The organism is Streptomyces chartreusis (assembly GCF_008704715.1).
In the GTDB taxonomy this organism is placed as follows: domain Bacteria; phylum Actinomycetota; class Actinomycetes; order Streptomycetales; family Streptomycetaceae; genus Streptomyces; species Streptomyces chartreusis.
On the sequence record NZ_CP023689.1, the window covers coordinates 1,386,386 to 1,410,207 of the forward strand.

22 protein-coding genes and 1 tRNA gene are annotated in these 23,822 nt (G+C 71.0%); 12 read left to right on the forward strand and 11 right to left on the reverse strand.

Annotated features, from left to right (window positions below; all coding sequences use genetic code 11):
• The 3 genes from CP983_RS05400 to CP983_RS05410 are packed head-to-tail and all read right to left on the reverse strand — an operon-like array spanning position 1 to position 3,010.
• Positions 1 to 909, reverse strand: a complete 909-nt coding sequence (locus CP983_RS05400) for an ATP-binding cassette domain-containing protein (RefSeq protein ID WP_125526172.1) — start codon at positions 907 to 909, stop codon at positions 1 to 3.
• Positions 910 to 914: 5 nt separating this feature from the next.
• A complete protein-coding gene (locus tag CP983_RS05405; protein WP_107908659.1) occupies positions 915 to 1,994 on the reverse strand; it encodes an ABC transporter permease in 1,080 nt (359 codons plus the stop codon).
• A complete protein-coding gene (locus CP983_RS05410; protein WP_125526173.1) occupies positions 1,994 to 3,010 on the reverse strand; it encodes a sugar ABC transporter substrate-binding protein in 1,017 nt (338 codons plus the stop codon). The genes CP983_RS05405 and CP983_RS05410 overlap by 1 nt, the downstream gene beginning before the upstream one ends.
• 298 nt (positions 3,011 to 3,308) lie before the next feature.
• Between CP983_RS05410 and iolC the strand changes: the two genes are divergently transcribed.
• From iolC to CP983_RS05440, 6 genes are read left to right on the forward strand one after another with little or no spacing between them, the layout of a single operon-like run.
• Positions 3,309 to 4,268 (forward strand): 5-dehydro-2-deoxygluconokinase, encoded by a 960-nt coding sequence (gene iolC / locus CP983_RS05415; RefSeq protein WP_125526174.1) that lies wholly within the window; start codon positions 3,309 to 3,311, stop codon positions 4,266 to 4,268.
• A gap of 34 nt (positions 4,269 to 4,302) precedes the next feature.
• On the forward strand, positions 4,303 to 5,181 hold the full coding sequence (locus CP983_RS05420; protein ID WP_125526175.1) for a Cgl0159 family (beta/alpha)8-fold protein: 879 nt from the start codon (positions 4,303 to 4,305) through the stop codon (positions 5,179 to 5,181).
• 26 nt (positions 5,182 to 5,207) lie between these two features.
• The gene (iolB, locus tag CP983_RS05425; protein ID WP_150498720.1) at positions 5,208 to 6,095 is read left to right on the forward strand and encodes a 5-deoxy-glucuronate isomerase; all 888 of its coding nucleotides are present in this window, start codon (positions 5,208 to 5,210) and stop codon (positions 6,093 to 6,095) included.
• 8 nt (positions 6,096 to 6,103) lie between these two features.
• On the forward strand, positions 6,104 to 7,981 hold the full coding sequence (gene iolD, locus CP983_RS05430) for a 3D-(3,5/4)-trihydroxycyclohexane-1,2-dione acylhydrolase (decyclizing) (RefSeq protein WP_150498721.1): 1,878 nt from the start codon (positions 6,104 to 6,106) through the stop codon (positions 7,979 to 7,981).
• A gap of 30 nt (positions 7,982 to 8,011) precedes the next feature.
• Positions 8,012 to 9,505 (forward strand): CoA-acylating methylmalonate-semialdehyde dehydrogenase, encoded by a 1,494-nt coding sequence (locus CP983_RS05435; RefSeq protein WP_150498722.1) that lies wholly within the window; start codon positions 8,012 to 8,014, stop codon positions 9,503 to 9,505.
• 23 nt (positions 9,506 to 9,528) lie between these two features.
• On the forward strand, positions 9,529 to 10,314 hold the full coding sequence (locus CP983_RS05440; RefSeq protein ID WP_093865545.1) for a GntR family transcriptional regulator: 786 nt from the start codon (positions 9,529 to 9,531) through the stop codon (positions 10,312 to 10,314).
• Here CP983_RS05440 and CP983_RS05445 read toward each other — a convergent pair.
• The 5 genes from CP983_RS05445 to CP983_RS05465 all read right to left on the reverse strand — a co-directional run bounded on the left by CP983_RS05445 (position 10,304) and on the right by CP983_RS05465 (position 13,666).
• Positions 10,304 to 11,107 (reverse strand): DUF427 domain-containing protein, encoded by an 804-nt coding sequence (locus tag CP983_RS05445; RefSeq protein WP_150498723.1) that lies wholly within the window; start codon positions 11,105 to 11,107, stop codon positions 10,304 to 10,306. The genes CP983_RS05440 and CP983_RS05445 overlap by 11 nt on opposite strands.
• Positions 11,108 to 11,153: 46 nt before the next feature.
• Complete coding sequence (locus CP983_RS05450) at positions 11,154 to 12,140, reverse strand: aldo/keto reductase (protein ID WP_150498724.1); 987 nt, start codon at positions 12,138 to 12,140, stop codon at positions 11,154 to 11,156.
• 83 nt (positions 12,141 to 12,223) lie between these two features.
• Entirely contained in the window at positions 12,224 to 12,886 is a 663-nt protein-coding gene (locus tag CP983_RS05455; RefSeq protein WP_150498725.1) for an NUDIX domain-containing protein, read from the reverse strand.
• 137 nt (positions 12,887 to 13,023) lie between these two features.
• Positions 13,024 to 13,455: an HIT family protein gene (locus tag CP983_RS05460; RefSeq protein ID WP_125526182.1), complete on the reverse strand. Its 432-nt coding sequence runs from the start codon at positions 13,453 to 13,455 to the stop codon at positions 13,024 to 13,026.
• Positions 13,456 to 13,592: 137 nt separating this feature from the next.
• Positions 13,593 to 13,666: transfer RNA gene (locus CP983_RS05465), tRNA-Pro, on the reverse strand.
• A gap of 116 nt (positions 13,667 to 13,782) precedes the next feature.
• On the opposite strand from CP983_RS05465, the gene CP983_RS05470 reads away from it, so the two are divergent.
• From CP983_RS05470 to CP983_RS05480, 3 genes are all read left to right on the forward strand, one after another.
• Complete coding sequence (locus CP983_RS05470) at positions 13,783 to 14,301, forward strand: DUF309 domain-containing protein (protein WP_150498726.1); 519 nt, start codon at positions 13,783 to 13,785, stop codon at positions 14,299 to 14,301.
• Positions 14,302 to 14,385: 84 nt separating this feature from the next.
• Positions 14,386 to 15,171 carry a precorrin-6A synthase (deacetylating) gene (gene cobF / locus CP983_RS05475; RefSeq protein WP_150498727.1) on the forward strand — a complete coding sequence of 262 codons (786 nt, stop codon included), beginning with the start codon at positions 14,386 to 14,388 and terminating at the stop codon, positions 15,169 to 15,171.
• 75 nt (positions 15,172 to 15,246) lie between these two features.
• On the forward strand, positions 15,247 to 17,328 hold the full coding sequence (locus CP983_RS05480; protein WP_107908316.1) for an MDR family MFS transporter: 2,082 nt from the start codon (positions 15,247 to 15,249) through the stop codon (positions 17,326 to 17,328).
• Positions 17,329 to 17,340: 12 nt separating this feature from the next.
• Here the strand turns inward: CP983_RS05480 and CP983_RS05485 are convergent, their stop codons facing one another.
• The gene (locus tag CP983_RS05485; RefSeq protein WP_150498728.1) at positions 17,341 to 18,087 is read right to left on the reverse strand and encodes a cobalt-precorrin-6A reductase; all 747 of its coding nucleotides are present in this window, start codon (positions 18,085 to 18,087) and stop codon (positions 17,341 to 17,343) included.
• A gap of 274 nt (positions 18,088 to 18,361) precedes the next feature.
• On the opposite strand from CP983_RS05485, the gene CP983_RS05490 reads away from it, so the two are divergent.
• Together CP983_RS05490 and CP983_RS05495 are read left to right on the forward strand one after the other, a co-directional pair.
• A complete protein-coding gene (locus tag CP983_RS05490; RefSeq protein ID WP_150498729.1) occupies positions 18,362 to 19,831 on the forward strand; it encodes an alpha/beta hydrolase family protein in 1,470 nt (489 codons plus the stop codon).
• Positions 19,832 to 19,904: 73 nt separating this feature from the next.
• Positions 19,905 to 20,723: an HAD-IIA family hydrolase gene (locus CP983_RS05495; RefSeq protein ID WP_150498730.1), complete on the forward strand. Its 819-nt coding sequence runs from the start codon at positions 19,905 to 19,907 to the stop codon at positions 20,721 to 20,723.
• Here CP983_RS05495 and CP983_RS05500 read toward each other — a convergent pair.
• Together CP983_RS05500 and CP983_RS05505 are read right to left on the reverse strand one after the other, a co-directional pair.
• Positions 20,703 to 21,476: a sulfite exporter TauE/SafE family protein gene (locus CP983_RS05500; RefSeq protein ID WP_030955907.1), complete on the reverse strand. Its 774-nt coding sequence runs from the start codon at positions 21,474 to 21,476 to the stop codon at positions 20,703 to 20,705. The two genes, CP983_RS05495 and CP983_RS05500, sit on opposite strands and share 21 nt — an antisense overlap.
• 66 nt (positions 21,477 to 21,542) lie before the next feature.
• Positions 21,543 to 22,730 carry a thiolase family protein gene (locus CP983_RS05505; protein ID WP_150498731.1) on the reverse strand — a complete coding sequence of 396 codons (1,188 nt, stop codon included), beginning with the start codon at positions 22,728 to 22,730 and terminating at the stop codon, positions 21,543 to 21,545.
• 163 nt (positions 22,731 to 22,893) lie between these two features.
• Between CP983_RS05505 and CP983_RS05510 the strand changes: the two genes are divergently transcribed.
• On the forward strand, positions 22,894 to 23,703 hold the full coding sequence (locus CP983_RS05510) for an alpha/beta hydrolase (RefSeq protein ID WP_167537648.1): 810 nt from the start codon (positions 22,894 to 22,896) through the stop codon (positions 23,701 to 23,703).
• The last annotated feature ends 119 nt before the right edge of the window (positions 23,704 to 23,822 follow it).

Here is a 23,822-nt window from a genome sequence, read left to right on the forward strand (position 1 = left end):
TCAGGACTTCCCTTCCGAGGAGGCCACGGGTGCGGTGAGGTCGGACTCCTCGGGGAGTTCCTCGACGTCGACGCCGCGTACCTGGGACAACTCGTGCTTGAGTGCGGCGAGTTCGGTGCCGCCGGCCATGTGGTTGGTGAGCTCTTCCAGGCTCACCTCGTCACGGGAGGCGTTCAGCTCCATGGTGCCGAGGCGCAGGACGCTGAAGTGGTCGCCGACCATGTAGGCGTGGTGGGGATTGTGGGTGATGAAGATGACGCCGAGGCCTCGGTCGCGGGCCGCGGCGATGTACTTCAGGACCACGCCGGACTGCTTGACGCCGAGGGCGGCGGTCGGCTCGTCCAGGATGAGGACGCGGGCGCCGAAGTAGACGGCGCGGGCGATGGCCACGCACTGGCGCTGGCCGCCGGAGAGGGTCCCGATGGGCTGCTCCAGGTCGTCCAGGACGATGCCCATGTTGCGCAGCTCTTCGTCGGCGGTCTTCTTCATCTTCTCGATGTCGAGACGGCGCACGGGCCAGGGGCCCTTGGTCATCTCGGAGCCGAGGAAGAAGTTCCGCCAGACCGGCATCAGGGGGACCACCGCGAGGTCCTGGTAGACCGTCGCGATGCCCTTGTCCAGCGCCTCGCGCGGGGTGGAGAAGCGCACCGGTGTGCCGTCGACGAGGAACTCGCCCTCGGTGTGCTGGTGCAGACCCGAGATGATCTTGATGAGGGTCGACTTGCCGGCGCCGTTGTCGCCGAGCACGCAGGTGACCTGGCTGGGGAAGACCTTCAGGTCGACGCCGTGCAGGGCGCGGATGTTGCCGTACGCCTTGCCCGCGCCGCGCAGTTCGACGATCGGGGCGTCCTTGTCGGGAACCTCGTCCTGGAGGACGGCGCCGTGGGTGCCGGTTTCTTTGCTGGTCATTCGGGTCACCTCCGGGTCGCCGTGCGCTGGACCCACAGATTGATGAGAACGGCGCCGAGGAGCATCACGCCGAGGAAGGCCTTGAACCAGTCCGGGTTCCAGCCGGCGTAGACGATGCCCTGCTGGACCATGCCGAACATGAAGGCACCGAAGACCGGACCGATCGCGGAACCGGCACCACCGGTCAGCAGACAGCCGCCGATCACGGCCGCGGCGATGTAGATGAGCTCCTGGCCCACGCCCTCGCCGGACTGCACCGTGTTGAACGAGAACAGCTGGTGCATGCCGACGAACCAGGCGCCGAAGCCGACCAGCATGAACAGCGAGATCTTCGTGAACGTCACCGGCACACCGACGGCGCGGGCGCTGCCCTGGTTGCCGCCGACCGCGAAGATCCAGTTGCCGTACTTGGTACGCAACAGCACCCACGTGGCCAGCGCCGCGAAGACCAGCCACCACACCACGGTGATCTTGACCTGGACGCCGCCGATGTCGAAGGAGGACGCGAACAGGGCCTTGGCCTGCTCGAAGCCGTCCATGTCACTGATGTCGTCGGTCGCGACGTTGCCGGTGACCAGCTTGGTCACGGCGAGGTTCACGCCCTGGAGGATCAGGAACGTGCCGAGGGTGACCAGGAAACTCGGGAGCCCGGTCTTGACCAGCAGCCAGCCGTTGAACAGGCCGACCGCGAGCGACACGATCAGGGCGACGATCACGCCGACCCAGACGTTCATCGTCAGCTGGTAGCTGACCATGCTCGCGGTCAGGGCCGAGGTGATCACGGCGACACCGGCGGACAGGTCGAACTCGCCGCCGATCATCAGCAGCGCGACCGGGAGCGCCATGATCCCGATCGTCGACGACTGATACAGGATGTTCGCCATCGAGCTGCCGTCACGCACGGCCGGGGCCGTGATGAGGAAGAAGATCAGCACCGCGACGGCGCCGAGGAAGACGCCGACCTCGGGACGGGCGAGGAGGCGCAGCGCAAGGGGCCGCTGCCGGGTCCGCCCGTCGGATTCCTTGCCGGGGCCGGAGGCCGGCGGTGTGGTCACCGCCGGCTCAGCCTGTTGGGTCATGCTCATCACCGAGTGCCCTTCGCGGCGAACGCGTCGATCTTCTCGACGTTCGTCTTGTCGACGAAGGCCGGACCGGTCAGGACCGGGGCCTCGCCGCCGCCCATGTAGTTGCCGTTGTTCTTGTAGAGCCACAGGGAGTCGATCGCCAGGTAGCCCTGGAGGTAGGGCTGCTGGTCGACGGCGAACTCGATGTCGCCCTTGCTGATCGCTCCGGTCAGTTCCTTGTTGAGGTCGAAGGTCGCGACCTTCGCCTTGCTGCCCGACTCGTCCACGGACTGCGCGGCCGTCAGCGCGAACGGGGCGCCGAGGGCGACGACGTAGTCGATGTCCTTGTCCGTCTTGAGCTTGGCGGTGATCGTGGACTTCACGGACGGCATGTCCGTGCCGTTGACGTTCAGGGTCTCGGTCGTGCCCTCGAACGTCTTCTTCACGCCGTCACAGCGCTGGGTGAGGCCGATGTTGCCCTGTTCCTGGATGACACAGACGGCCTTCTTGGCGCCGGCCTCGTTCAGCCGCTTGCCGAGCGCCTCGCCGGCGACCGTCTCGTCCTGGCCGAAGAACTCCATCAGGCCGAGCTTCTGCCACTCGCTGACACCGGAGTTCAGGCCGACGACCGGGATGTTCGCCTTCTGCGCCTTGCTGACGACGTCCTTGAGGGCGTCGGGCTTGGCGAGGGTGATCGCGATGCCGTCGACCTTCTGGTCGATCGCGTTCTGCACCAGGTTGGCCTGGTTGCCCGCGTTCGGGTCCGCGGAGTAGATCAGCTTGATGTTGTCCTTGGCGGCGGCGGCCTCGGCGCCCTTGCGGACGATGTCCCAGAACGTGTCGCCGGGCGACTGGTGGGTCACCAGGGCGACCGTCATCCGGGGCGTGTTGGCCTTGCCCGCGGAGGCGTTCGCCCCGCCCTCCTCGGACTCCTTTCCACCAGAGCTGCTGGAGCAGCCTGCGAGAGTCAACGCGGCCGCGGCGGCCATGGCCACCATGGGGACCAGCTTGCGGGAGCGGGGGTAAGAGCGGTCCATCTTTCCAGCACCTCACTGTGCGACGGGGTGTGCGACGGGGGAAAGGGATTGATCACTGGGATCCATGACCCGGACCTCGTGGTCCGCGTCCTGTGTGCCGTGGAACACGGCGGTTTCGCTGGGACGGGATCCAATCCCTAGATGCGCCCGCTGTCAATACTTTGTTAAGACATCATTTCACACTCAGGTCCGAATGTAAGTACAAACTATTGACAGCGTCGGCCTCCACGACCTACACCTGGGAGGCGGCAGGCCCCTTGGGACCCGCAACCCCTGTCCAGCTCTAGGAGCGTCACGCATGGCCGAGTCAGCCAAGTCCTTCGACTTGATCACGATGGGAAGAATAGGAGTCGACCTCTACCCCTTGCAGTCCGGCCTCCCCCTGGCGCAGGTGGAGACGTTCGGCAAATTCCTCGGAGGCTCCGCCGCGAACGTCGCGGTGGCCGCCGCCCGGCTCGGCCGCGACACCGCCGTGATCACACGCACCGGCGACGATCCGTTCGGCGCCTACCTGCACGAAGCCCTCAAGGGCTTCGGCGTCGACGACCGCTGGGTGACGCCGGTCGCGGCCTACCCGACGCCGGTGACGTTCTGCGAGATCTTCCCGCCGGACGACTTCCCGCTCTACTTCTACCGGCAGCCTAAGGCGCCTGACCTGGAGATACATTCCGACGAGCTCGACTACTGGGCAGTTCGTTCGGCCCGGGTCTTCTGGATCACCGGCACCGGCCTGAGCGAGGAACCGAGCCGCTCCGCCACTCTCGCCGCCCTCAAGGCGCGCGACAAGGCGGGCACCACGGTCTTCGACCTCGACTGGCGCCCCATGTTCTGGCGCGACCCCGACCAGGCCCGCCCGTACTACGCCGAGGCGCTGCGGCACGCCACGGTCGCCGTGGGCAATCTCGACGAGTGCGAGGTCGCCACCGGGGTCCGTGAGCCCCGCGAATGCGCCGAGGCACTGCTGGCGGCCGGCGTGGAGCTGGCGGTCGTCAAGCAGGGCCCCAAGGGCGTGCTGGCGGTGCACCGGGACGGCACGGAGGCCGAGGTGCCGCCGGTGCCCGTCGAGGTCGCCAACGGACTCGGCGCGGGCGACGCCTTCGGCGGCTCGCTGGTCCACGGGCTGCTGTCCGGCTGGGAGCTGGAGAAGGTCATGCGATACGCCAACGCCGCCGGCGCACTCGTCGCCTCCCGCCTCGCCTGCTCTTCCGCGATGCCCACCGGGGCCGAGGTCGAGGCCCTCCTCGCACAGGCGTCGTGACGGCCGCCCCAGCCACCCCTGAACGGAGCTTTCCTTGAGCATCAGCATCCCCGACCTCACCGCGGTCAGAGCCCGGCACCCCGAGGCGATCGCGGAGGCCGCGGCCCGCCGGGTGCGCCGCCCGCTGATCGGCGACAGCGGCCGCATGATGATCGTGGCCGCCGACCACCCGGCCCGCGGTGCCCTCGGCGTGGGCGACCGGCGCCTGGCGATGGCCGACCGGGCCGATCTGCTGGAACGTCTCTGCACGGCACTCTCCCGGCCCGGCGTCGACGGAGTACTGGCCACCGCGGACATCCTGGAGGACCTGCTGCTGCTCGGCGTCCTCGAGGACAAGGTTGTCATGGGGTCCATGAATCGCGGGGGCCTGGCGGGCGCGTCCTTCGAGATGGACGACCGCTTCACCGGCCACCGGGCCGAGGACATCGCCCGGCTGCGCTTCGACGCGGGCAAGCTGCTGGTCCGTATCGACTACGACGACCCGGGCTCGCTGACCACCCTGGAGTCCACGGCCCGCGCCATCGACGCCATGGCGGAGCTGCGGCTGCCGCTGTTCGTCGAGCCCTTCATCTCCCGGCGCGTCGACGGCAGGGTGCGCAACGACCTGTCCGCCGAGGCCGTCACCAGGTCGATAGCCATCGCGTCCGGCCTCGGCGGCACCTCGGCCTACACCTGGCTGAAACTGCCCGTCACCGACGATCCGGACGACATGGCCGAGGTCCTGGAGACGTCCACGCTCCCCGTCGTCCTGCTGGGCGGCGAGGTCGGCGGCGACCAGGAGGGCGCCTACGAGCGCTGGCGCAAGGCGCTGCGGCTGCCCACCGTCCAGGGCATGGTCGTCGGCCGCTCGCTGCTCTACCCGGCCGAGGGCAGTGTGGAGACGGCGGTGGACACGGCCGTCGGCCTGTTGTGACACGCACTGTGACGCGGAGGAACACGATGACGTATCACCTTCCTGCGGGTAAGGCGCCCGACGGCCCCTACGTCGTGGACGTCACGCCCGAGAAGGCCGGCTGGGGCTACTCCGGCCTGAAGGTGCTCCAGCTGCCGCCCGGCGGCTCGCACACCTTCGAGACCGGCGACAGCGAGTGGATCGTGCTGCCGCTGAACGGTGGCTGCACGGTCGAGGCGACGGACGATTTCGGCCACGACATCTTTCAACTGACCGGCAGGGAGGGCGTGTTCAGCGGAGTCACCGACTTCGCCTACCTGCCCCGGGACTCCCGCGCGACCGTCTCGTCGGCCGAGGGCGGACGGTTCGCGCTGACCGGCGCACGCTGCTCGCGCCGGCTGCCCGCCCGCTACGGGCCGGCCTCCTCGGTGCCGGTGGAGCTGCGCGGCACCGGCAACAGCAGCCGCCAGGTGAACAACTTCGGCGCGGCCGGGGTCTTCGAGTGCGACAAGCTCATCGCGGTCGAGGTCATCACGCCCGGCGGCAACTGGTCCTCCTTCCCGCCGCACAAGCACGACGAGCACCGGCCCGGCGAGGAGTCGGTGCTGGAGGAGATCTACTACTTCGAGTTCGCCGACCACGAGGGCATCCCCGGCCTCGGCTACCAGCGGGTCTCCCCTTCCGGCCACGGCCGGAACACCGACGTCCTCGCGGAGGTGCGCGGCGGCGACGTCGTGCTGATCCCCGACGGCTGGCACGGGCCCTCGATGGCCGTGCCGGGCCACCACATGTACTACCTCAACGTCATGGCCGGCCCCGAGGCCGAGCGCTCCTGGCTGATCTGCGACCACCCCGATCACGCCTGGGTCCGCGGCACCTGGCCGGACCGGCCCGTCGACCCCCGTCTCCCCCTCTACACCGCTCCGTCCCAGTGAGGTCCCCGATGAGCCCATCCACCGTCCGTCTCACCGTCGCCCAGGCGCTGGTGCGGTTCCTGGCCGCCCAGTACACCGAGCGCGACGGCGTACGGCACCGGCTGATCGCCGGCACCTGGGGCATTTTCGGCCATGGCAACGTGGCCGGCCTCGGGCAGGCCCTCCTCCAGGCGGGCGAGGACGTCATGCCCTACCACCAGGGCCGCAACGAGCAGTCCATGGTGCACGCGGCCGTCGGCCACGCCCGTCAGCTCGACCGGCTCTCCGCGCAGGCCGTGACGACGTCGATCGGTCCGGGCGCGACGAACCTCGTCACCGGTGCCGCGCTCGCCACCATCAACCGGCTGCCGGTCCTGCTGCTCCCCGGCGACTACTTCGCCTCGCACGCCCCGGACCCGCTGCTCCAGCAGCTGGAGCACCCCACCGAGGCGGACGTCTCGGTCAACGACACCCTGCGTCCGGTCTCGCGTTACTTCGACCGGATCACCCGCCCCGAGGCCCTGATCCCGTCGGCGCTGAACGCCATGCGTGTGCTCGCCGACCCGGCCGAGACCGGCGCGGTGACGCTGGCCCTCCCCCAGGACGTGCAGGCGGAGGCGTACGACTGGCCCGAGGAGTTCTTCGCCGACCGCGTCTGGTACGTACGGCGTCCCGCGCCCGACCCGGTCGAGCTGGCAGCGGCCGTCGAGGCGATCCGCGCCGCCCGGCGCCCGCTGATCGTGGCGGGCGGCGGTGTCCACCACAGCGAGGCCGAGGCGGCGCTGAAGGCCTTCGTGGAAGCCACCGGCATCCCGGTCTCCTCCACCCAGGCCGGCAAGGGCTCGCTGCGCCACGACCACCCGGCCGACCTCGGCGGCATCGGCCACACCGGCACCTCGGTCAGCGACGACATCGCGCGCGCCGCGGACCTGGTGATCGGTGTCGGCACGCGGTACACGGACTTCACCACCGCCTCGGGCACGCTCTTCCAGCACCCGGACGTGCGCTTCCTGAACCTCAACATCACCGGCTTCGACGCGCACAAGCTCGCCGCGCGGACGCTGGTCTGCGACGCGCGCGCCGGCCTCACGGCCTTGACGGAGGCGCTTTCCGGCCATCGCGTGGAGGCCGCCTACGAGGCGGAGTACCGCGCCGGCAAGGAGCGCTGGGACGCGGTCGTCGAGGCCGCCTACCGCGCCGACGACGACACGGCCGTACCGACGCAGACCCAGGTGCTGGGCGCGCTGGACGCGGTCGTCGGCGACGACGACGTGGTGATCAACGCGGCCGGTTCGCTCCCCGGCGACCTGCACAAACTGTGGCGGGCCCGCTCGCGGCGCCAGTACCACCTGGAGTACGGCTACTCCTGCATGGGCTACGAGATCCCGGCCGGGATCGGCATCCAGCAGGCCGCTCCGGACGTCGCGGTGTGGTCACTGGTCGGCGACGGCACCTATCTGATGATGCCGACGGAGATCGTGACCGCGGTCCAGGAGGGGCTGCCGGTCAACATCGTCCTGATCCAGAACCACGGGTACGCCTCCATCGGCGGGCTGTCGAACGAGGTCGGCGGTGAGCGCTTCGGCACCGACTACCGCTACCGCGCCGCCGACGGCACCTTCACCGGCGCGGCGCTCCCGGTCGACCTCGCCGCCAACGCGGCCAGCCTCGGCATGGACGTGCTGCGCGCCAAGACGGTGGGTGAGCTGCGCGAGGCGCTGGCCAAGGCCCGTGCCTCCGACCGGCCGACCTGTGTGTACGTCGAGACGGACATCCTGAACCCGAACTCGCCGGGCCCCGAGGCCTGGTGGGACGTGCCCGTGGCCGAGGTCGCCGACCGCGAGGCCGCGGTCGAGGCCCGCGGACGCTACGACCAGCACGTCGCCGGACGCCGTCGTCACCTCTGAACTCCCCTTTACGAAAGGCACTTTCGCACCATGAAGACCATCACCCACTGGATCGACGGCAAGCCGGTCGAGGGCACCTCCGGCCGCTTCAGCCCCGTCTACAACCCGGCCACCGGCGCCCAGGAGAAGCAGGTCGCCTTCGCGACCGTCGACGAGGTCGACGCCGCCGTCGCCTCCGCCAAGGCCGCGTTCGAGAGCTGGGGCCAGTCGTCCCTGGCCAAGCGGACCGCGATCCTGTTCAAGTACCGCGAGCTGCTGGACGCCCACCGCGACGAGATCGCCGAACTGATCACCGCCGAGCACGGCAAGGTGCACTCCGACGCCCTCGGCGAGGTCGCGCGCGGCATGGAGATCGTGGAGCTGGCCTGCGGGATCTCCGTGCAGCTGAAGGGCGAGCTGTCGACGCAGGTGTCGACCCGGGTGGACGTGGCCTCGATCCGGCAGCCGCTGGGCGTGGTCGCCGGCATCACGCCGTTCAACTTCCCCGCCATGGTGCCGATGTGGATGTTCCCGCTGGCCATCGCGTGCGGCAACACCTTCGTGCTGAAGCCGTCCGAGAAGGACCCGTCGGCGTCGTACCGGCTCGCCGAGCTGGCCACCGAGGCGGGGCTGCCGGAGGGTGTGCTGAACGTCGTGCAGGGCGACAAGGTCGCCGTGGACCGCCTCCTGGAACACCCGGACATCGAGGCGGTCTCCTTCGTCGGCTCGACGCCGATCGCGAAGTACATCCAGCTCAAGGCGGTCGAGCACGGCAAGCGGGTGCAGGCCCTGGGCGGCGCAAAGAACCACATGCTGGTCCTGCCGGACGCCGACCTCGACTTCGCCGCCGACCAGGCGATCAACGCCGCGTACGGCTCGGCGGGCGAGCGCTGCATGGCCGTGTCGGTCGTGGTCGCGGTCGGTGACACCGGCGACGAGCTGGTCGGCAAGATCGCCGAGCGGGCGAAGAACCTGCGCATCGGCCCCGGCAACGACCCGGCCTCGGAGATGGGCCCGCTGATCACGCGGGAGCACCGCGACAAGGTCGCCTCGTACGTGGCGTCGGCCGCCGGACAGGGCGCCGAGGTCGTCGTGGACGGCACCGGCTACTCGGTCGAGGGCCACGAGGACGGCTTCTTCCTCGGTGTCTCCCTGCTGGACCGGGTGCCGCTGACGGCGGACGCCTACCGCGACGAGATCTTCGGCCCCGTCCTGGCCGTGGTGCGTGCGGAGACGTACGAGGAGGCCATCAAGCTGATCAACGACTCCCGCTGGGGCAACGGCACCGCGATCTTCACCCGGGACGGCGGCGCCGCCCGCCGCTTCCAGCTGGAGGTGAAGGCGGGCATGGTCGGCGTGAACGTGCCGATCCCGGTGCCGGTCGGCTACCACTCCTTCGGTGGCTGGAAGGACTCACTCTTCGGCGATCTGCACATCTACGGCAACGACGGCATCGCCTTCTACACCCAGGGGAAGGTGATCACCACGCGCTGGCCGGACCCGTCCGACGGCGGCATCAACCTCGGTTTCCCCAGCAACTCCTGACCCCCTGACAGGGAGGCCGTCCCATGGCGAAGACCCGCGGCTCCGCACGCACCGCGTCCGCCTCCGCGCTGGACTCGCTGAACTTCGCCCTGGACCGGGGCAGTCCCGTGCCGCTGTACTACCAGCTCGCGCAGCAGCTGGAGGCGGCGATCGAGCACGGGGCGCTCGCCCCGGGCAACCTCCTGGGCAACGAGGTGGACCTGTCGGTACGGCTGGGCCTGTCCCGGCCCACCGTCCGGCAGGCCATCCAGTCGCTCGTCGACAAGGGACTGCTGGTGCGGCGGCGCGGGGTGGGCACCCAGGTGGTGCACAGCCAGGTCAAGCGCCCGCTGGAGCTCAGCAGCCTCTACGACGACCTGGAGGCGGCCGGTCAGGGCCCGACCACGCAGGTCGTCCGCAACGAGCGGGTCCCGGCGACCGCCGATGTCGCGGCCGCGCTCGGCATCGCGGAGGGCGCGGAGGTCACGCTCCTGGAGCGGCTGCGCTGCACCCACGGGCAGCCCGTGGCCATCCTGTGCAACTACCTGCCCGCGAACCTGCTCGACCTCGACACCGCCCGGCTGGAGTCGACGGGCCTGTACCGGATGATGCGGGCCGTCGGCATCACCCTGCACAGCGCCCGCCAGACCGTCGGCGCCCGCTGTGCCACCGCCGAGGAGGCGCAGCGGCTGGACGAGAAGGAGGGCGCCGCGCTGCTGACCATGCAGCGCACGGCGTACGACGACACCGGCCGGCCGGTCGAGTACGGGACGCACATCTACCGCGCGTCCCGGTACGCGTTCGACTTCCAGCTGCTGGTCAGGACTTGAGGCTCGCGGTGAACGGCGTGACGGGCCGCTTCAGTCGCTCGCCGTCCACGACGATGTCCACCGCCTCGTTGTAGAAGGCCACCATCTCCTTGATCGGCCCCACCGCGGGCAGCGGCTCGGCATAGCTCCAGACGATGTTCCGCGGGACGTCGCCCTCACCGCGCCAGGTCCAGTACTGGGCCGTGCCCTTGTACGGGCACCCGGTGTGGTGGTCGTTGGGCTCGAACAGGTCGAGCCGGACATCCTCGCGGGGCACGTAGTACCGGATCGGCAGCCCGGTCTCGAACAGCAGCACCGGGCGCAGTGTGTCCGCGACGACCGTGCCGTCGATCTCGACCTGCACATGACGGCTGCTGGGCATGGCGTCCACCCGTTTGTGCGGGTCGCGGGGGTGGATGAAGATCTCTTCCTCCTCCTCGAACCAGTGGTCGAGGCCGCTGCCCCGGCGCCAGAACCACTCGAAGGCGATGTGCCCGGCGAGGTCGGCGGAGGGGAAGGTCCACGCCGCGTTCTCCACCTGCTCTCCGTCGGCCTGAAGGTCGTAGAAGATCTGCGATCCGGTGTGCGAGCCGGTCGGCGGGTTCTTCGCCGGGCTCAGCAGGTCCGTGCGGACCTCCTCGCGTGGGAACGCGTAGCACGGGACGGGCAGATCGGGTTCCCACACGAGGACGGGGTGCCGGCTGTCGACGACGGTGACGTCGCCCTTGAGGCCGCGCACCCAGCGCTCGCTGGGCTCCCACAGGAGACCTTCGGGGGTCGTGCGGACGGACCGCTCGTTGGGGAACAGAGGCATGGCCCACTCTCCTTCGGCTCCTCTTCGGAGCGTACTCCCGGGGTGGTCAGTGGGCCGCGTCGAGCCGGTCCCGCTGCTCCGGGGTGAGCTCCAGGTCCACGGCCGCCAGGCTCTCCTCCAGCTGGGCCACGGACGACGCCCCGACCAGGGGGAGGATCGGCAGTTCGGCGCCGATCTGCCAGGCCAGGACGACCTGGTTGACGGTGGCACCGGTCTCCCGGGCGACCTCGCGCAGCACCTTCAGCCGGGGCGGGGTGCCCGGGTGGTCGAAGTCGCCCGGCAGCGCGACGTCCGGGCGGGTGTACGCGCCCTTCAGCAGCGGTGAGTAGGCGACCAGCGTCAGACCGGGCTCGGCCCGCAGATAGCTCAGCAGCTCCGGGCCGGCGTGGCCGAGGCTGCCGTCGGGGAACAGTCCCTCGGGGACGTCGATGCGGGGCCGCAGATGGCTGTGGGCGTACTGGAGCACCTCGTAGCCGGGCAGTCCCGCCGCCACGGCGAGCGCGCGGGCCCGCTCGACCCGCCAGATCGCGTGGTTGCTGACGCCGAGGAGGCCGACCGTGCCCTCGGCGACCAGCTCGGCGAAGCCTTCGACGGTCTCCTGGAGGGGGACGTCCCGGTCCTCGATGTGGGCGTAGAGCACGTCCAGCTTGTCCACGCCGAGCCGGTCGCGGCTGCGCTCGGCGGACTCGCGGATCACCTTCGCGGACAGGCCCTCGGCGTTGTCGACGTAGCCGGTGCCCGGGGCGAGCGGGCGGGCGCCGAGCTTGGTGGCGATGACGATCTCGTCGCCGACGCCGCGGCTGCGCCGCCACCGGCCGAGGAGTTCCTCGCTCTGTCCGCCCTGGCCGCCGTCCTCCCAGAAGGCGTAGTTGTCGGAGGTGTCGATGAAGGTCCCGCCGGCCTCGACATAGCGGTCGAGTACGGCGAAGGAGGTCTCCTCATCGGTCCGTGAGCCGAAGAGCATCGCGCCGAGGGCGAGGACGCTGACCTCGCGGCGGGTGCTCGGGTTGGTGCCGATGGTGCGGTACTTCATGGATGAATCCCTCCCGTTCGCGCTCCCGGATTGGGGGCACGAACGGGAGTGTTCATCTTGAAGCGCACTTCAAGTCAAGGGCGTCACTTGGCGAAAGGGCCCTCCAGGGCGGCCCATTGGAGCAGCATGATGGTCTTGGCGTCGGCGATCTCCCCGGTGCGGATCATCTCCAGGGCCCGGCGGAAGGGCAGTTCGAGGATCTCGATGTCCTCGCCCTCCTCGTCCAGGCCGCCGCCCTCGTGGGTGCGGGTCGAGGGGCCGTACGCGGCGGCGTAGAAGCTGACGCGTTCGGTGACCGAGCCCGGGCTCATGTAGATGTCGAAGACGTGCTGGACGTCGCCGATGGTGTGCCCGGTCTCCTCGACGACCTCGCGCCGCACGGCGATCTCCGGGTGCTCGTCATCGTCGTCGAGCAGCCCGCCCGGCGTCTCGATCAGCATGCCGTCGGGGTGGCCGTTGACGTACACCGGGAAGCGGAACTGGCGGGTGAGCAGGACGGTTTCGCGTTCGGCGTCGTAGAGCAGCATGGTCGCGCCGTTGCCCCGGTCGTGCGTCTCGCGCTGCTGGGTCCGCCAGGTGCCGTCGGCGTGCCGGAAGTCGAAGGTGGTGGCGCGCTCGACGTACCAGTGGCTGGACAGGAGCTGCACGTCGCGCACCTTGACCCGGGGGTTGCCGGTCAGGTCCCGGCCCGTCCGGTCGAGTCCGGTGCGGCCGCGGCGGTCGGGGGTGTCGATACCGGCGGTCATCGGGCACCGGCCGGAGGGATGAGCGAGTTGGTCATGGCCCGCTTCTACCATCCGGGCGCAGCCGGCGTCGTACGGTCCGGGTGACGGGCGGGCGACCTCCGGGCGTCGTCACCCGCCTGCCCGGGCCTCGATAGCGGTCAGGCCCCGGGCGCCACGGCATGCTCGAAGCCGAGCTCGCGCAGTGCGACGCGGAGCCTGTCGGCGGCCTCGTCCAGGACCGCCGTGTCCGCCACGGGCTTGGCGTGGTCGAAGTTCAGGTTGCCCATGCCCCACATCGGCGCCACGTGAATGTGCAGGTGGGGCACCTCGAAACCGGCGATGAGGAGCCCGGCGCGCGGCGCGTCCCACGCCCGCTGCACACCCTGGCCGACCGCCTGCGCGACCTGCATGCAGTGGGCCAGCAGCTCACCGTCGGCCTGGGTCCACTGGTCGATCTCCTGCCGGGGCACGACGAGGGTGTGGCCGGGCGTGAGCGGCGCGTGGGACAGGAACGCCGTCGCGTGCGGGTCCTGCCACACGAATTGGGCGGGAAGCTCGCCGTCCATGATCCGGGAGAAGACGGTGGTCATGCGTGCCCCTTCGCTGCGGACGATCTCTCGACGCGGAGCCTACGCAGTCGGGCGGGCGCTCGGCCGCGTATTCGATCTCGCTCCGGCAACGCGAAAGGGCCTCCGCGGGCTGCTGCCCGCGAAGACCCTTCGCACCGTCGGGACGACAGGATTTGAACCTGCGACCCCTTGACCCCCAGTCAAGTGCGCTACCAAGCTGCGCCACGTCCCGGTGCCTCTCGCGCGGTGAACCGCGTGATCGCGCGAGCAGCACTTTACCTCACGACGACGACCGCACCGAAGCGGGCGTCCGTCCGCCCGGGGACGGGGCGATGGACAATCGGGGGTATGGGCAGCACATCGTCAGGACGGCAGGCGGCGGCACGGGACCGGGACAGCGAGGGGCGGGCGCGCAACGCGCGGCCCCGGGACGGTCTGGGGCGGCCCCTGCCGTATGGCGCGGACGGCGTCGCCCGCCAGCCGGAGGGTGTCGTACGCACTCCGCGGGCGTCGGTCGCGGAGGCACAGGAACTGCTGGACGCGGGGAAGCCGTTCCATGCGCACGAGGTCTTCGAGGACGCGTGGAAGACGGGACCGGAGGAGGAGCGGGCCCTGTGGCGCGGGCTGGCGCAGCTGGCCGTCGGGCTCACGCACTCGGCACGGGGGAACGTGACGGGAGGCGCGAGGCTGCTGCGGCGCGGGGCCGGGGCCGTGGAGGAGTGGGCCGCCGGGAGCGGTGAGTCGCGGCCGTACGGGATGGATCTCGCGGGGCTGACCGCTTGGGCGCGGGAGCTGGCGGGGGACGTGGAGGCCGGAGGTCGGGTGGACGCGCGGGAGCGGGCGCCTCGGCTGCGGGGGCGGGCGTAGGCGGGTCCGGTGCGCAGCAGGGCCGCCGGTCCGGTGCCTGGACTCGGTGACGGCTCTGTCAGTGGCGTGCGGCAGACTCGGGGCGTGCGAAAGATTCATGTCATCGGGATCGGGGCGGGTGACCCCGAGCAGCTGACGCTCCAGGCGGTCAGGGCGCTGCGCGGTACGGATGTGTTCTTCATCCTCGACAAGGGCGAGGTGAAGTCGGACCTCACGCAGCTGCGCCGGGACATGCTGGACGCGCACATACCCGAGGGGACGTACCGGGTCGTCGAGGCCCGCGACCCCGAGCGGGACCGCTCGGCCGGCGGCTCGGCCTACTCCCCCGCCGTCGGGGACTGGCGCAGTGCCCGCGCCGGGATCTACGAGCGGCTGATCGCCGAGGAGCTGGGCGAGGACGAGACCGGCGCGTTCCTGGTGTGGGGTGATCCCGCGCTGTACGACAGCACGCTCGGGATCCTTCAGGAAGTGCTGGACAAGGGCGCGGTGGAGTTCGAGTACGACGTGGTGCCCGGCATCAGCAGCGTCTCGGCGCTCGTCGCCCGGCATCGGACGGGGCTGAACCGGGTGGCGCGGCCGGTGCAGATCACCACGGGGCGGCGGCTGGCCGAGGGCTTCCCCGAGGACGTGGACGACGTGGTCGTGATGCTCGACGCCCACCAGACCTTCCTGCAGTACGCCGACCAGGACATCGAGATCTACTGGGGTGCCTACATCGGCACGCCGGACGAGATCCTCGCGTCGGGTCCGATCGCGGAGGCCGCGCCCCGGATCGAGCGGCTGCGCGCGGAGGCGCGGGAGCGCAAGGGCTGGATCATGGACACGTATCTGCTGCGCCGCCGGGATGCGGAGGAGCGGAAGGAGCAGTAGGCGGAGGGTTCCTTACGCCACCCGAGTGGCCCGGCCCCGCATGCGGCACGGGTTCCGCGCTGTGATCGTGGCCCCGTGACGCTCGCCGAGGAATCCGCGCCGCCGGCCGCCTCCCAGCCACCCGTGCTGGACAGGCGTCGCCGGAACGTCGTCTTCGTGACGATCATGCTGGGGATGCTGCTGGCGGCTCTCGACCAGACGATCGTGGGCACGGCGCTGCCGACGATCGTGTCGGACCTGGGCGGCGCCGAGCACATGTCCTGGGTCGTGACGGCGTATCTGCTCGCGGAGACCGTGGCGACGGTCCTGGTCGGCAAGTTCGGCGACCAGTTCGGGCGGAAGCTGGTCTTCCAGGTCTCCGCGATCGTGTTCATCACAGGCTCGTTCCTGTGCGGGCTGGCCTCGAACATGACGATGCTGATCCTGTGGCGGGCGATGCAGGGCGTCGGGGCCGGCGGGCTGATGGTGACGGCGATGGCGCTGATCGCGGACGTCATCCCGCTGCGCGAGCGCGGCAAGTACCAGGGCGCGATCGGCGCGGTGTTCGGTGTGGCGACGGTGATCGGGCCGCTGCTGGGCGGGTTGTTCACGGACCATCTGACCTGGCGCTGGGCGTTCTACGTCAACGTCCCGATCGCGATCGTCGTCGTCTTCGCGGCGGCCCGCACGATCCCGGTGGTCAAGTCGGCCGCCCGGCCGGTGATCGACTATCTGGGCATCGGGCTGGTCGCGGTCGGCGCGAGCGCGCTGATCCTGGCGACGAGCTGGGGCGGCAACGAGTACGCGTGGGGCTCCGGCGTCATCATCGGGCTGTTCGTCGGGGGCGCGGTCGCGCTCGGGCTGTTCTGCTGGGCGGAGACTCGGGCGGCGGAACCGATGCTGCCGATGCGGCTGTTCACCGACCCGGTCTTCTCGGTCTGCTCCGCTCTCAGCTTCATCGTCGGCTTCGCCATGCTCGGGGCGCTGACGTATCTGCCGACGTATCTCCAGTACGTCGACGGCGACTCGGCAACGGTGTCCGGGGTGCGGACCCTGCCGATGGTGATCGGGCTGCTCATCGCCTCCGTCTTCAGCGGCAACGTGGTCAGCAAGACCGGGAAGTACCGCATCTTCCCGATCGTCGGCTCCCTGGTGATGGGCGTCGGGCTGTTCCTGATGTCCATGATGGGGCCGTCGACCGGTGCGTGGCTGGAGTCGCTGTACATGTTCGTCCTCGGCACCGGCATCGGGCTGTGCATGCAGGTGCTGACGATCGCCGTGCAGAACACCGTCGACTACGCCGACCTCGGCACCGCGACCTCCGGCGTGACCTTCTTCCGTACGCTGGGCAGCTCGTTCGGCACGGCCGTCTTCGGCACGATCTACACCAACACGCTCACGCCGAACCTCGCCGACGGGGTCGAGGCCGCCGCGGGGGCGGGCTCCGGGCTCGATCCGGCGGCCATCAGCCGGGCCGCGACCAGCCCCGAGGGCCTGAACGGGCTGCCGTCGCCGGTCGCCGCGCCGATCGTCGAGGCGTACGCCGACACGCTCCAGACCGTGTTCCTGTGGACGGTGCCGGTCGCGGCCCTCGGCTTCGTGATCGCGCTGTTCCTCAAGCAGGTCCCGCTGCGCGACAGCGCCCGCATGGCCTCCACCGACCTGGGTGACGGGTTCGCGTCCCCGCACGACCCCAACGCCCAGCGGGTGCTGGAGGCGACCGTCGGGAAGATCATCGGCGGCACGGGCCCCGATGCCGCACGCCGGATCGTCAGCGCGTCCGAAACCCGCCTCGACGTGGCCGGCGCCTGGGCGGTGATGCAGGTGGAGATCCTGAACACCCTCGTCGGCCACGCCGGCCTCGGGCTGATCGCGGCCCGCCGCCACCTCCCTCCGGAGGTACTGCTCCCCGTCTTCGACCGGATGGTCGACGAGGGCTATCTCACCCGCGACGGCTCCCTCCTGTCCCACACCCCGGCGGGCGCCCGGGAGGCCCGCGCCATCGGCACGGCCTGGGCGTCCTGGCTGGAGGAACGGGTCCACGAGGACATCGGCCGCCCACCCGGCACGGACCTGCGCGCCGCCGTCCACACCATCGCCAAGCGCCTCCTGGTCGAGGACCTCACCGAGGGCCTGACGGGACGGGTGCAGGAGCGGGCGCTGAGCGAGCCCCGCTGAAGACCGGCCTCGTCAGGGCGTCAGGCCGAGTCGCTCCAGCACCCCCGCCACGTCCGGCACCGCGTCCACGCCTTCGGGCAACGGAGGGCGGCGTACGACCACGACCGGGAGGGCGAGGCTACGGGCGGCGGTGAGTTTGGCCGATGTGGCGGTTCCGCCGCTGTCCTTGGTCACCAGGACGTCGATGCGGTGGTCGCGCAGCAGGGCCGATTCGTCGGACGGGGTGAAGGGGCCGCGGGCCAGGAGCACATCGGTGTGCCGGGGCATGGGGGGCTCGGGCGGTTCGACGGAGCGTGCGACGAAGTGCAGGTCGGACAGGTGGGCGAACGCCGCGAGGCCGAGGCGGCCGGTGGTCAGGAACACGCGCCGGCCGAGGCTCGGCAGCAGCGCGGCGGCCTCGTCGAGGGAGGCGACGTCGTGCCAGCGGTCGCCCGGTCCGGGCTGCCAGCCGGGGCGGCGCAGGACCAGTGCCTGGACGGCCGCCGACCGCGCGGCGCGGACCGCGTTGGCCGTGATCGACTCGGCGAAGGGGTGGGTCGCGTCGACGAGGTGGTCGACGTGCTCGGCGCGGAGCCAGTCGGCCAGCCCTTCCGCGCCGCCGAAGCCCCCGATCCGCACGTCCCCTTCGACCGCGCCCGGCCGTGACACCCGCCCCGCGAGCGAGGTGGTGACGCGGAGATCGGGCCGCGCCGCGAGCAGGGCGGCGAGCTCACGGGCCTCGGTGGTGCCACCGAGGATCAGGATGTGGCGGGGGGACATGGGGTGAGCGTACGAGGTGGGGTCGCAGGGGCGGGCGGCGGAGGTCGGGGTGCGGCCGGAGTTCACGCCGCCCCGTCCCGCGCCCGTTCGGGCGGTCGCTGTGCCCGGATCCGTCAATTCCGGTGCCCGTGGGGGCTCGTGACCGTCCCCGTTCTTGTTCGACCCGGCGAACACTATGAACACAACGGTCAGACCGTGGCCCCTCGGCCCGCCCGCTCCCTAGCATCGCGGCGCACGGCTCGGCGACGCGCCGACTAGGACGAGGAGCAGCGTCTTGGACTGGACGAGAACCAACTCAGTGATCCGCAGGTCTGTCCCATCGCCCGCACGACGGCGCACCACGCTGGCCGCGGTGCTGGCGGGTGCGCTCGCCGTCGGCATCCTCGTCGGCGCCTCGAACGCCCGGGGCGAGACGGCGGAAGCACCGGCACTCGCCGCGTGCCCGGCGGATCTCGTGGGCAAGGCCGACTGCTACACCGGCCGGGACGCGAACGGCGCCTACTACGCCGTCGCCATACCCGACGACTGGAACAAGTCCCTCGTCGTGCACGCCCACGGCGGCCCCGACCTCGGCGCGGAGTCGGACCCCACGCGCAGCATCGACGACCTGGGCCGCTGGTCGGTGATGGTGAAGGAGGGCTACGCCTGGGTCGGCTCGTCCTACCGCCGGGGCGGCTACGGCACGCGCATGGCCGCCGCCGACACGGAGAGCGCCCGCCGGCTGTTCGTCGAGGAGTTCGGCAAGCCCCGGCGGACGTATGTGCACGGCCAGTCGTGGGGCGGGAACGTCGCCGCGAAGGTCGTGGAGACCTATGCCAAGAAGCCGGGGGCGTACGACGGGGCGCTGCTCACCAACGGCGTCCTGGGCGGCGGCTCGCGCGGCTACGACTACCGCGTCGACCTGCGCGTCGTCTACCAGTACTACTGCGGCAACCATCCCCGCCCGAGCGAGCCGCAGTACCCGCTGTGGCAGGGGCTGCGCGCCGGCTCGACCATGACGTCCGCCGGGCTGCGCGCCCGCCTCCAGGAGTGCACCGGGTTCTCGTCACCGGCCGCGGAGCGGACCGCGCTCCAGCAGCGCAACCTGGACGACATCCTCGCGGTCACGCGGATCCCCGAGCGCACGCTGGAGTCGCATCTGCGGTTCGCGACCTTCACGTTCCGGGACATCGTGCACGAGCGCCTCGGAGACCGGAATCCCTTCGGGAACGTGGGCGTCCGCTACTCCGGGTCGCACGACGACGCGGCGCTGAACGCCGGTGTCGAACGCTTCGCCCCCGACCCCACGGCCGTACGGGACCTGTCCTACGACAGCGATCTCACCGGCAAGGTCTCGATCCCGGTGCTCACCCTGCACGCCATCGACGACCCGACGGCGTTCATCGAGCACGAGGCGGCCTACCGGGCCACGCTCAAGGGCGCCGGGCGCGACGGGCATCTGGTGCAGACGTTCACGCGGGAGCACGAGCACAGCGAGCTGAGCGACGCCGAGTACGCCACGTCCGTCGCGGCCCTCGACACCTGGGTGCGCAAGGGGAAGAAGCCCACGCAGAAGTCGGTCGCGGCGGCGTGCGGCGCCTTCGACGAGAGGTACGGCACGGGCTGCCTGTACGACCCCGAGTTCCGCCCGGCGCCGTACGCCTCGCGCGTCGAGCCGCGGCCGGGCGGGCTGGACTGGCCGGCCATGACGTCCCGTCAGGAGCGGGCCTGGAGCGGCATCGCGGGCGTCGGTATCGCTCCCTGAGCGGAGGTGACGGGCCGGCCCGGTGAAGGCGACCGGGCCGGGCCGGGCGGGTTCCGGCCGCTATCGTCCCGGTATGGGATCCGTACGGGCCGTCCTCATCGACATCGACGGAGTCCTCACCGTCTCGTGGCAGCCGCTGCCCGGCACGGTCGAGGCGTTGCGGGAGATCCGCGGGGCGGGGCTCGGCGTCGCGCTGGTCACCAACACGACCTCGCGGACCCGGGCGTCGATCGCACGCACATTGGCGGACGCCGGGTTCCCGGTGTCCGCCGGCGACATTCTGACGGCGCCCGCCGTCACCGCCGCTCATCTCGCCGAGCACTACCCGGGTGCGCGGTGTGTGCTCCTGAACAGCGGCGACATCGCGGAGGACCTCGCCGGGGTCACCCTCGTCGACGAGGACCGGGGCGACGGTGAGCCGCCCGACGTCGTGGTCGTCGGCGGTGCCGGGCCCGAGTTCGGGTACGCGGCGCTCGACCGGGCCTTCGGGCATCTCCAGCGCGGGGCGCGCCTGGTGGCCATGCACCGGAACCTGTACTGGCGTACGGACCAGGGGCTGCGGCTGGACACCGGCGCGTTCCTGGCCGGGCTGGAGAAGGCCGCGCGGGTCGAGGCCGAGATCACCGGCAAGCCGTCGCCCGCGTTCTTCGAGGCGGCGCTGGCGCATGTCGGGGCCGGCGCCGACGAGGCGGTGATGGTGGGGGACGACATCGAGTCCGACGTGCTGGCGGCGCAGCGGGCCGGTGTCACGGGTGTGCTGGTGCGGACCGGGAAGTATCTGCCGCAGACGCATCGGGACGCCAGCGGTACGCCGGACCGGGTGATCGACTCGTTCGCCGATCTGCCCGCCCTGCTGAGGGATCTGCGGGGCTCAGCGCAGCAGCAGCTGTAGGCCGCCCACGACGGTCGCCGCGATCACGAGCTGCTCGAACAGCCGCTGGTTGATGCGGTCCACGGCCCATTTGCCGAGCACCGCGCCGGGCACGACGAAGATCACCAGCGCCGCGTCCAGCAGGAGCGAGTTCCCGTCGATGAGTCCGAGCCCGGCGCTGAAGGGCACCTTGGAGACGTTGACGATCAGGAAGAAGAAGGCCGACGTCCCCAGGAAGCCGAGCTTGCGGAAGCCCGCCGACAGCAGGTACATCGACATCACGGGGCCGCCCGCGTTGGCGACCATGGTGGTGAAACCGCCGAGGACGCCGTACGAACGGGCCTTGACCCGGCCGGCCCGGGTGGCGACGGAGTCGGGCTCGGCCTCCTTCTCGGCCGTGCGACGGCGCCACACCGTGACGCCCGCCATCAGCAGCAGGATCGCGCCGATCGACGTACGGACGATCTCGTCGTCGGCCCACACCAGGAACACCGTGCCGAGGACCACTCCGGCGGCGACCGCGGGGAACAGCCGCCACAGGGTGGGCCAGTGGGCGTGCCGCCGGTAGGTGAGCACGGCGAGCACGTCGCCCGCGATCAGGATCGGCAGCAGGATGCCGGTGGAGGCGCGGGCGGGCAGTACGGCGGCGAAGACCGCGAGGCTGACCGTGTTGGCCCCGCTCACGGCGGTCTTGGAGAAGCCGACGAGCAGGGCCGCGAAGGCGAGCGCGGCGAACTCCCACCCTGTTATGTGCCAAAGCGTCATCGTGTCCATGCGGAGACCGATGGTATGTGCAGACAACAGGTACTGGTAAGGACCGTCTCGCCAGATGGGAGGTTGCTAATGCCTCTCCACCAGCACCGCACTTCCCTGCCCGACACCTACACACATCGTCGCCAGCCCGCGCTCGGCGCCCGTCCGCCGCATCCGGTGCAGCAGCGTGGTGAGGATCCGTGCGCCCGAGCAGCCCAGCGGGTGGCCCAGCGCGATGGCGCCGCCGCTGGGGTTGACCAGTTCGGGGTCGATCCCGAGCTGGTCGACGCAGGCGAGCGCCTGGGCGGCGAACGCCTCGTTGAACTCGGCCTCCTGCACGTCGGCGACCGTCCAGTCGGCGCGGGCCAGGGCCTTGCGGGTGGCGGGGACCGGGCCGATGCCCATGACGTCGGGGTGGACGCCCGCGGAGGCGCCGGCGACATAGCGGCCGAGGGACTCCAGGCCCAGCTCGTTCAGGGCCTCCTCGCTGACCAGGAGCAGTCCGGCGGCGCCGTCGTTCATCGGTGAGGCGTTGCCCGCGGTGACGGTGCCGCCCTCGCGGAAGACCGGCTTCAGCCGGGACAGCTTCTCGTACGAGGTGTCCTCGCGGATGCATTCGTCGCTGTCGACGAGGACGCCGTCCGGGCGGGTCACCGGCAGGAGTTCGTCGTCGAAGTGGCCGTTCTTGCGGGCGTCGGCCGCTCGTTGGTGGCTGCGCAGCGCGAACTCGTCCTGGCGTTCGCGGGAGACGCCGTAGCGCCCGGCGACCTCCTCGGCCGTCTCGCCCATCGCCAGCAGGCCGTGGAGTTCCTTCATCGCCGGGTTGACCAGCCGCCAGCCGAGCCGGGTGTCGTACGTCTCGATGCGGTGCGGCAGCGCATCGTCGGGGCGGGGCAGGACGAAGGGGGCGCGGCTCATGGACTCGGAGCCGCCGGCGAGCACGATGTCGGCCTCGCCCGCCGCGATGGTGCGGGCGGCCGTCGTCACCGCCTCCAGGCCGGAGGCGCACAGGCGGTTGACCGTGGCGCCGGGCACGGACTCCGGGAGGCCGGCGAGCAGCGCGGCCATGCGGGCGACGTTGCGGTTGTCCTCGCCGGCCTGGTTGGCGGCTCCCCAGTAGACGTCGTCGACACGCGCCGGGTCGAGGGCGGGGACGTCGGCGACGAGGCCCCTGATCACGGCGGCGGCCAGGTCGTCGGGCCGGACGGACGACAGCGCTCCGCGCAGTTTGCCGATGGGGGTGCGGCGGGCGGCCGCGAAGTGGACGGGACGCACGACAGGACTCCTGACCGGGCAGTTTGGACGGCACCCTGTTAATTAGCACCGCTAGTTTTGGACTATAGACCGACCTGCCGCACCCTGGGAAGATCCCCTCGGTGACCTTCACCGACGCAGCCGAACACAGCCGATCGGGCAGCCGGTCGCAGCCGGAGGAGCCATGGCCGACATCCGCGAGCATGCCCTCGACGGACACCGGGGATCGATCGTCGTGACCGAATGGCCGAATCCCCGGCCCGGGTTCGTCGCGCTCGTGGTCCACGGCTACGGCGAGCACGTGGGCCGATACGCCGAGTTGGCGGACGTGCTGGTCGGGCGGGGCGCGGCGGTGTTCGGGCCGGATCACGTCGGTCACGGGCGGTCGGCGGGCGAGCGCGTGCTGATCGAGGACTTCGAGGACGTGGTCGCCGATCTGCGCGCCGTCGCCGCGCTGGCCCGCACCGCGCATCCGGACGTACCGGTCGTCCTGGTCGGGCACTCGATGGGCGGACTCGTCGCGGCCCGGTACGCGCAGCTGTACGGCGACGAGCCGGCCGCCCTGGTGCTGTCCGGGCCGGTGATCGGCGACTGGGAGCTGCCGCGACGGCTGCTCGCCCGTGACGAGATCCCCGACACGCCCATCAGCCCGGCCGCGCTGTCCCGCGATCCCGCGGTGGGGGCGGCGTACGCGGGGGATCCGCTGGTCTGGCACGGGCCCATGAAGCGGCCGACGGTGGAGGCGTTCGCCCGGATGCTGGACACCGTGTCCAGGAGCGGTGGGGTCGGAGGGCTGCCGTTGCTGTGGCTGCACGGCGACGACGACCGGCTCGTCCCGCTCGCCGGGAGCCGCGTCGGGATCGAGGAGCTGCGCGGGACGGACGTGACCGAGCGCGTCTACACCGGGGCCCGGCACGAGGTGTTCCACGAGACGAACAAGGCGGAGGTCTTCGCGGACCTGATCCGCTTCCTGGACGGCGTGCTCGCTCGCTGAGACACGTCGCGTTTGCACCGGTCCGGGCCTGGGCACCCGCGCCGCCATGGAGTGGTCGCAGTGACGGAAGCGGTCACGCACCGCAGTGCCCGGACAGGGCACTGACGCCAGTGACCGAG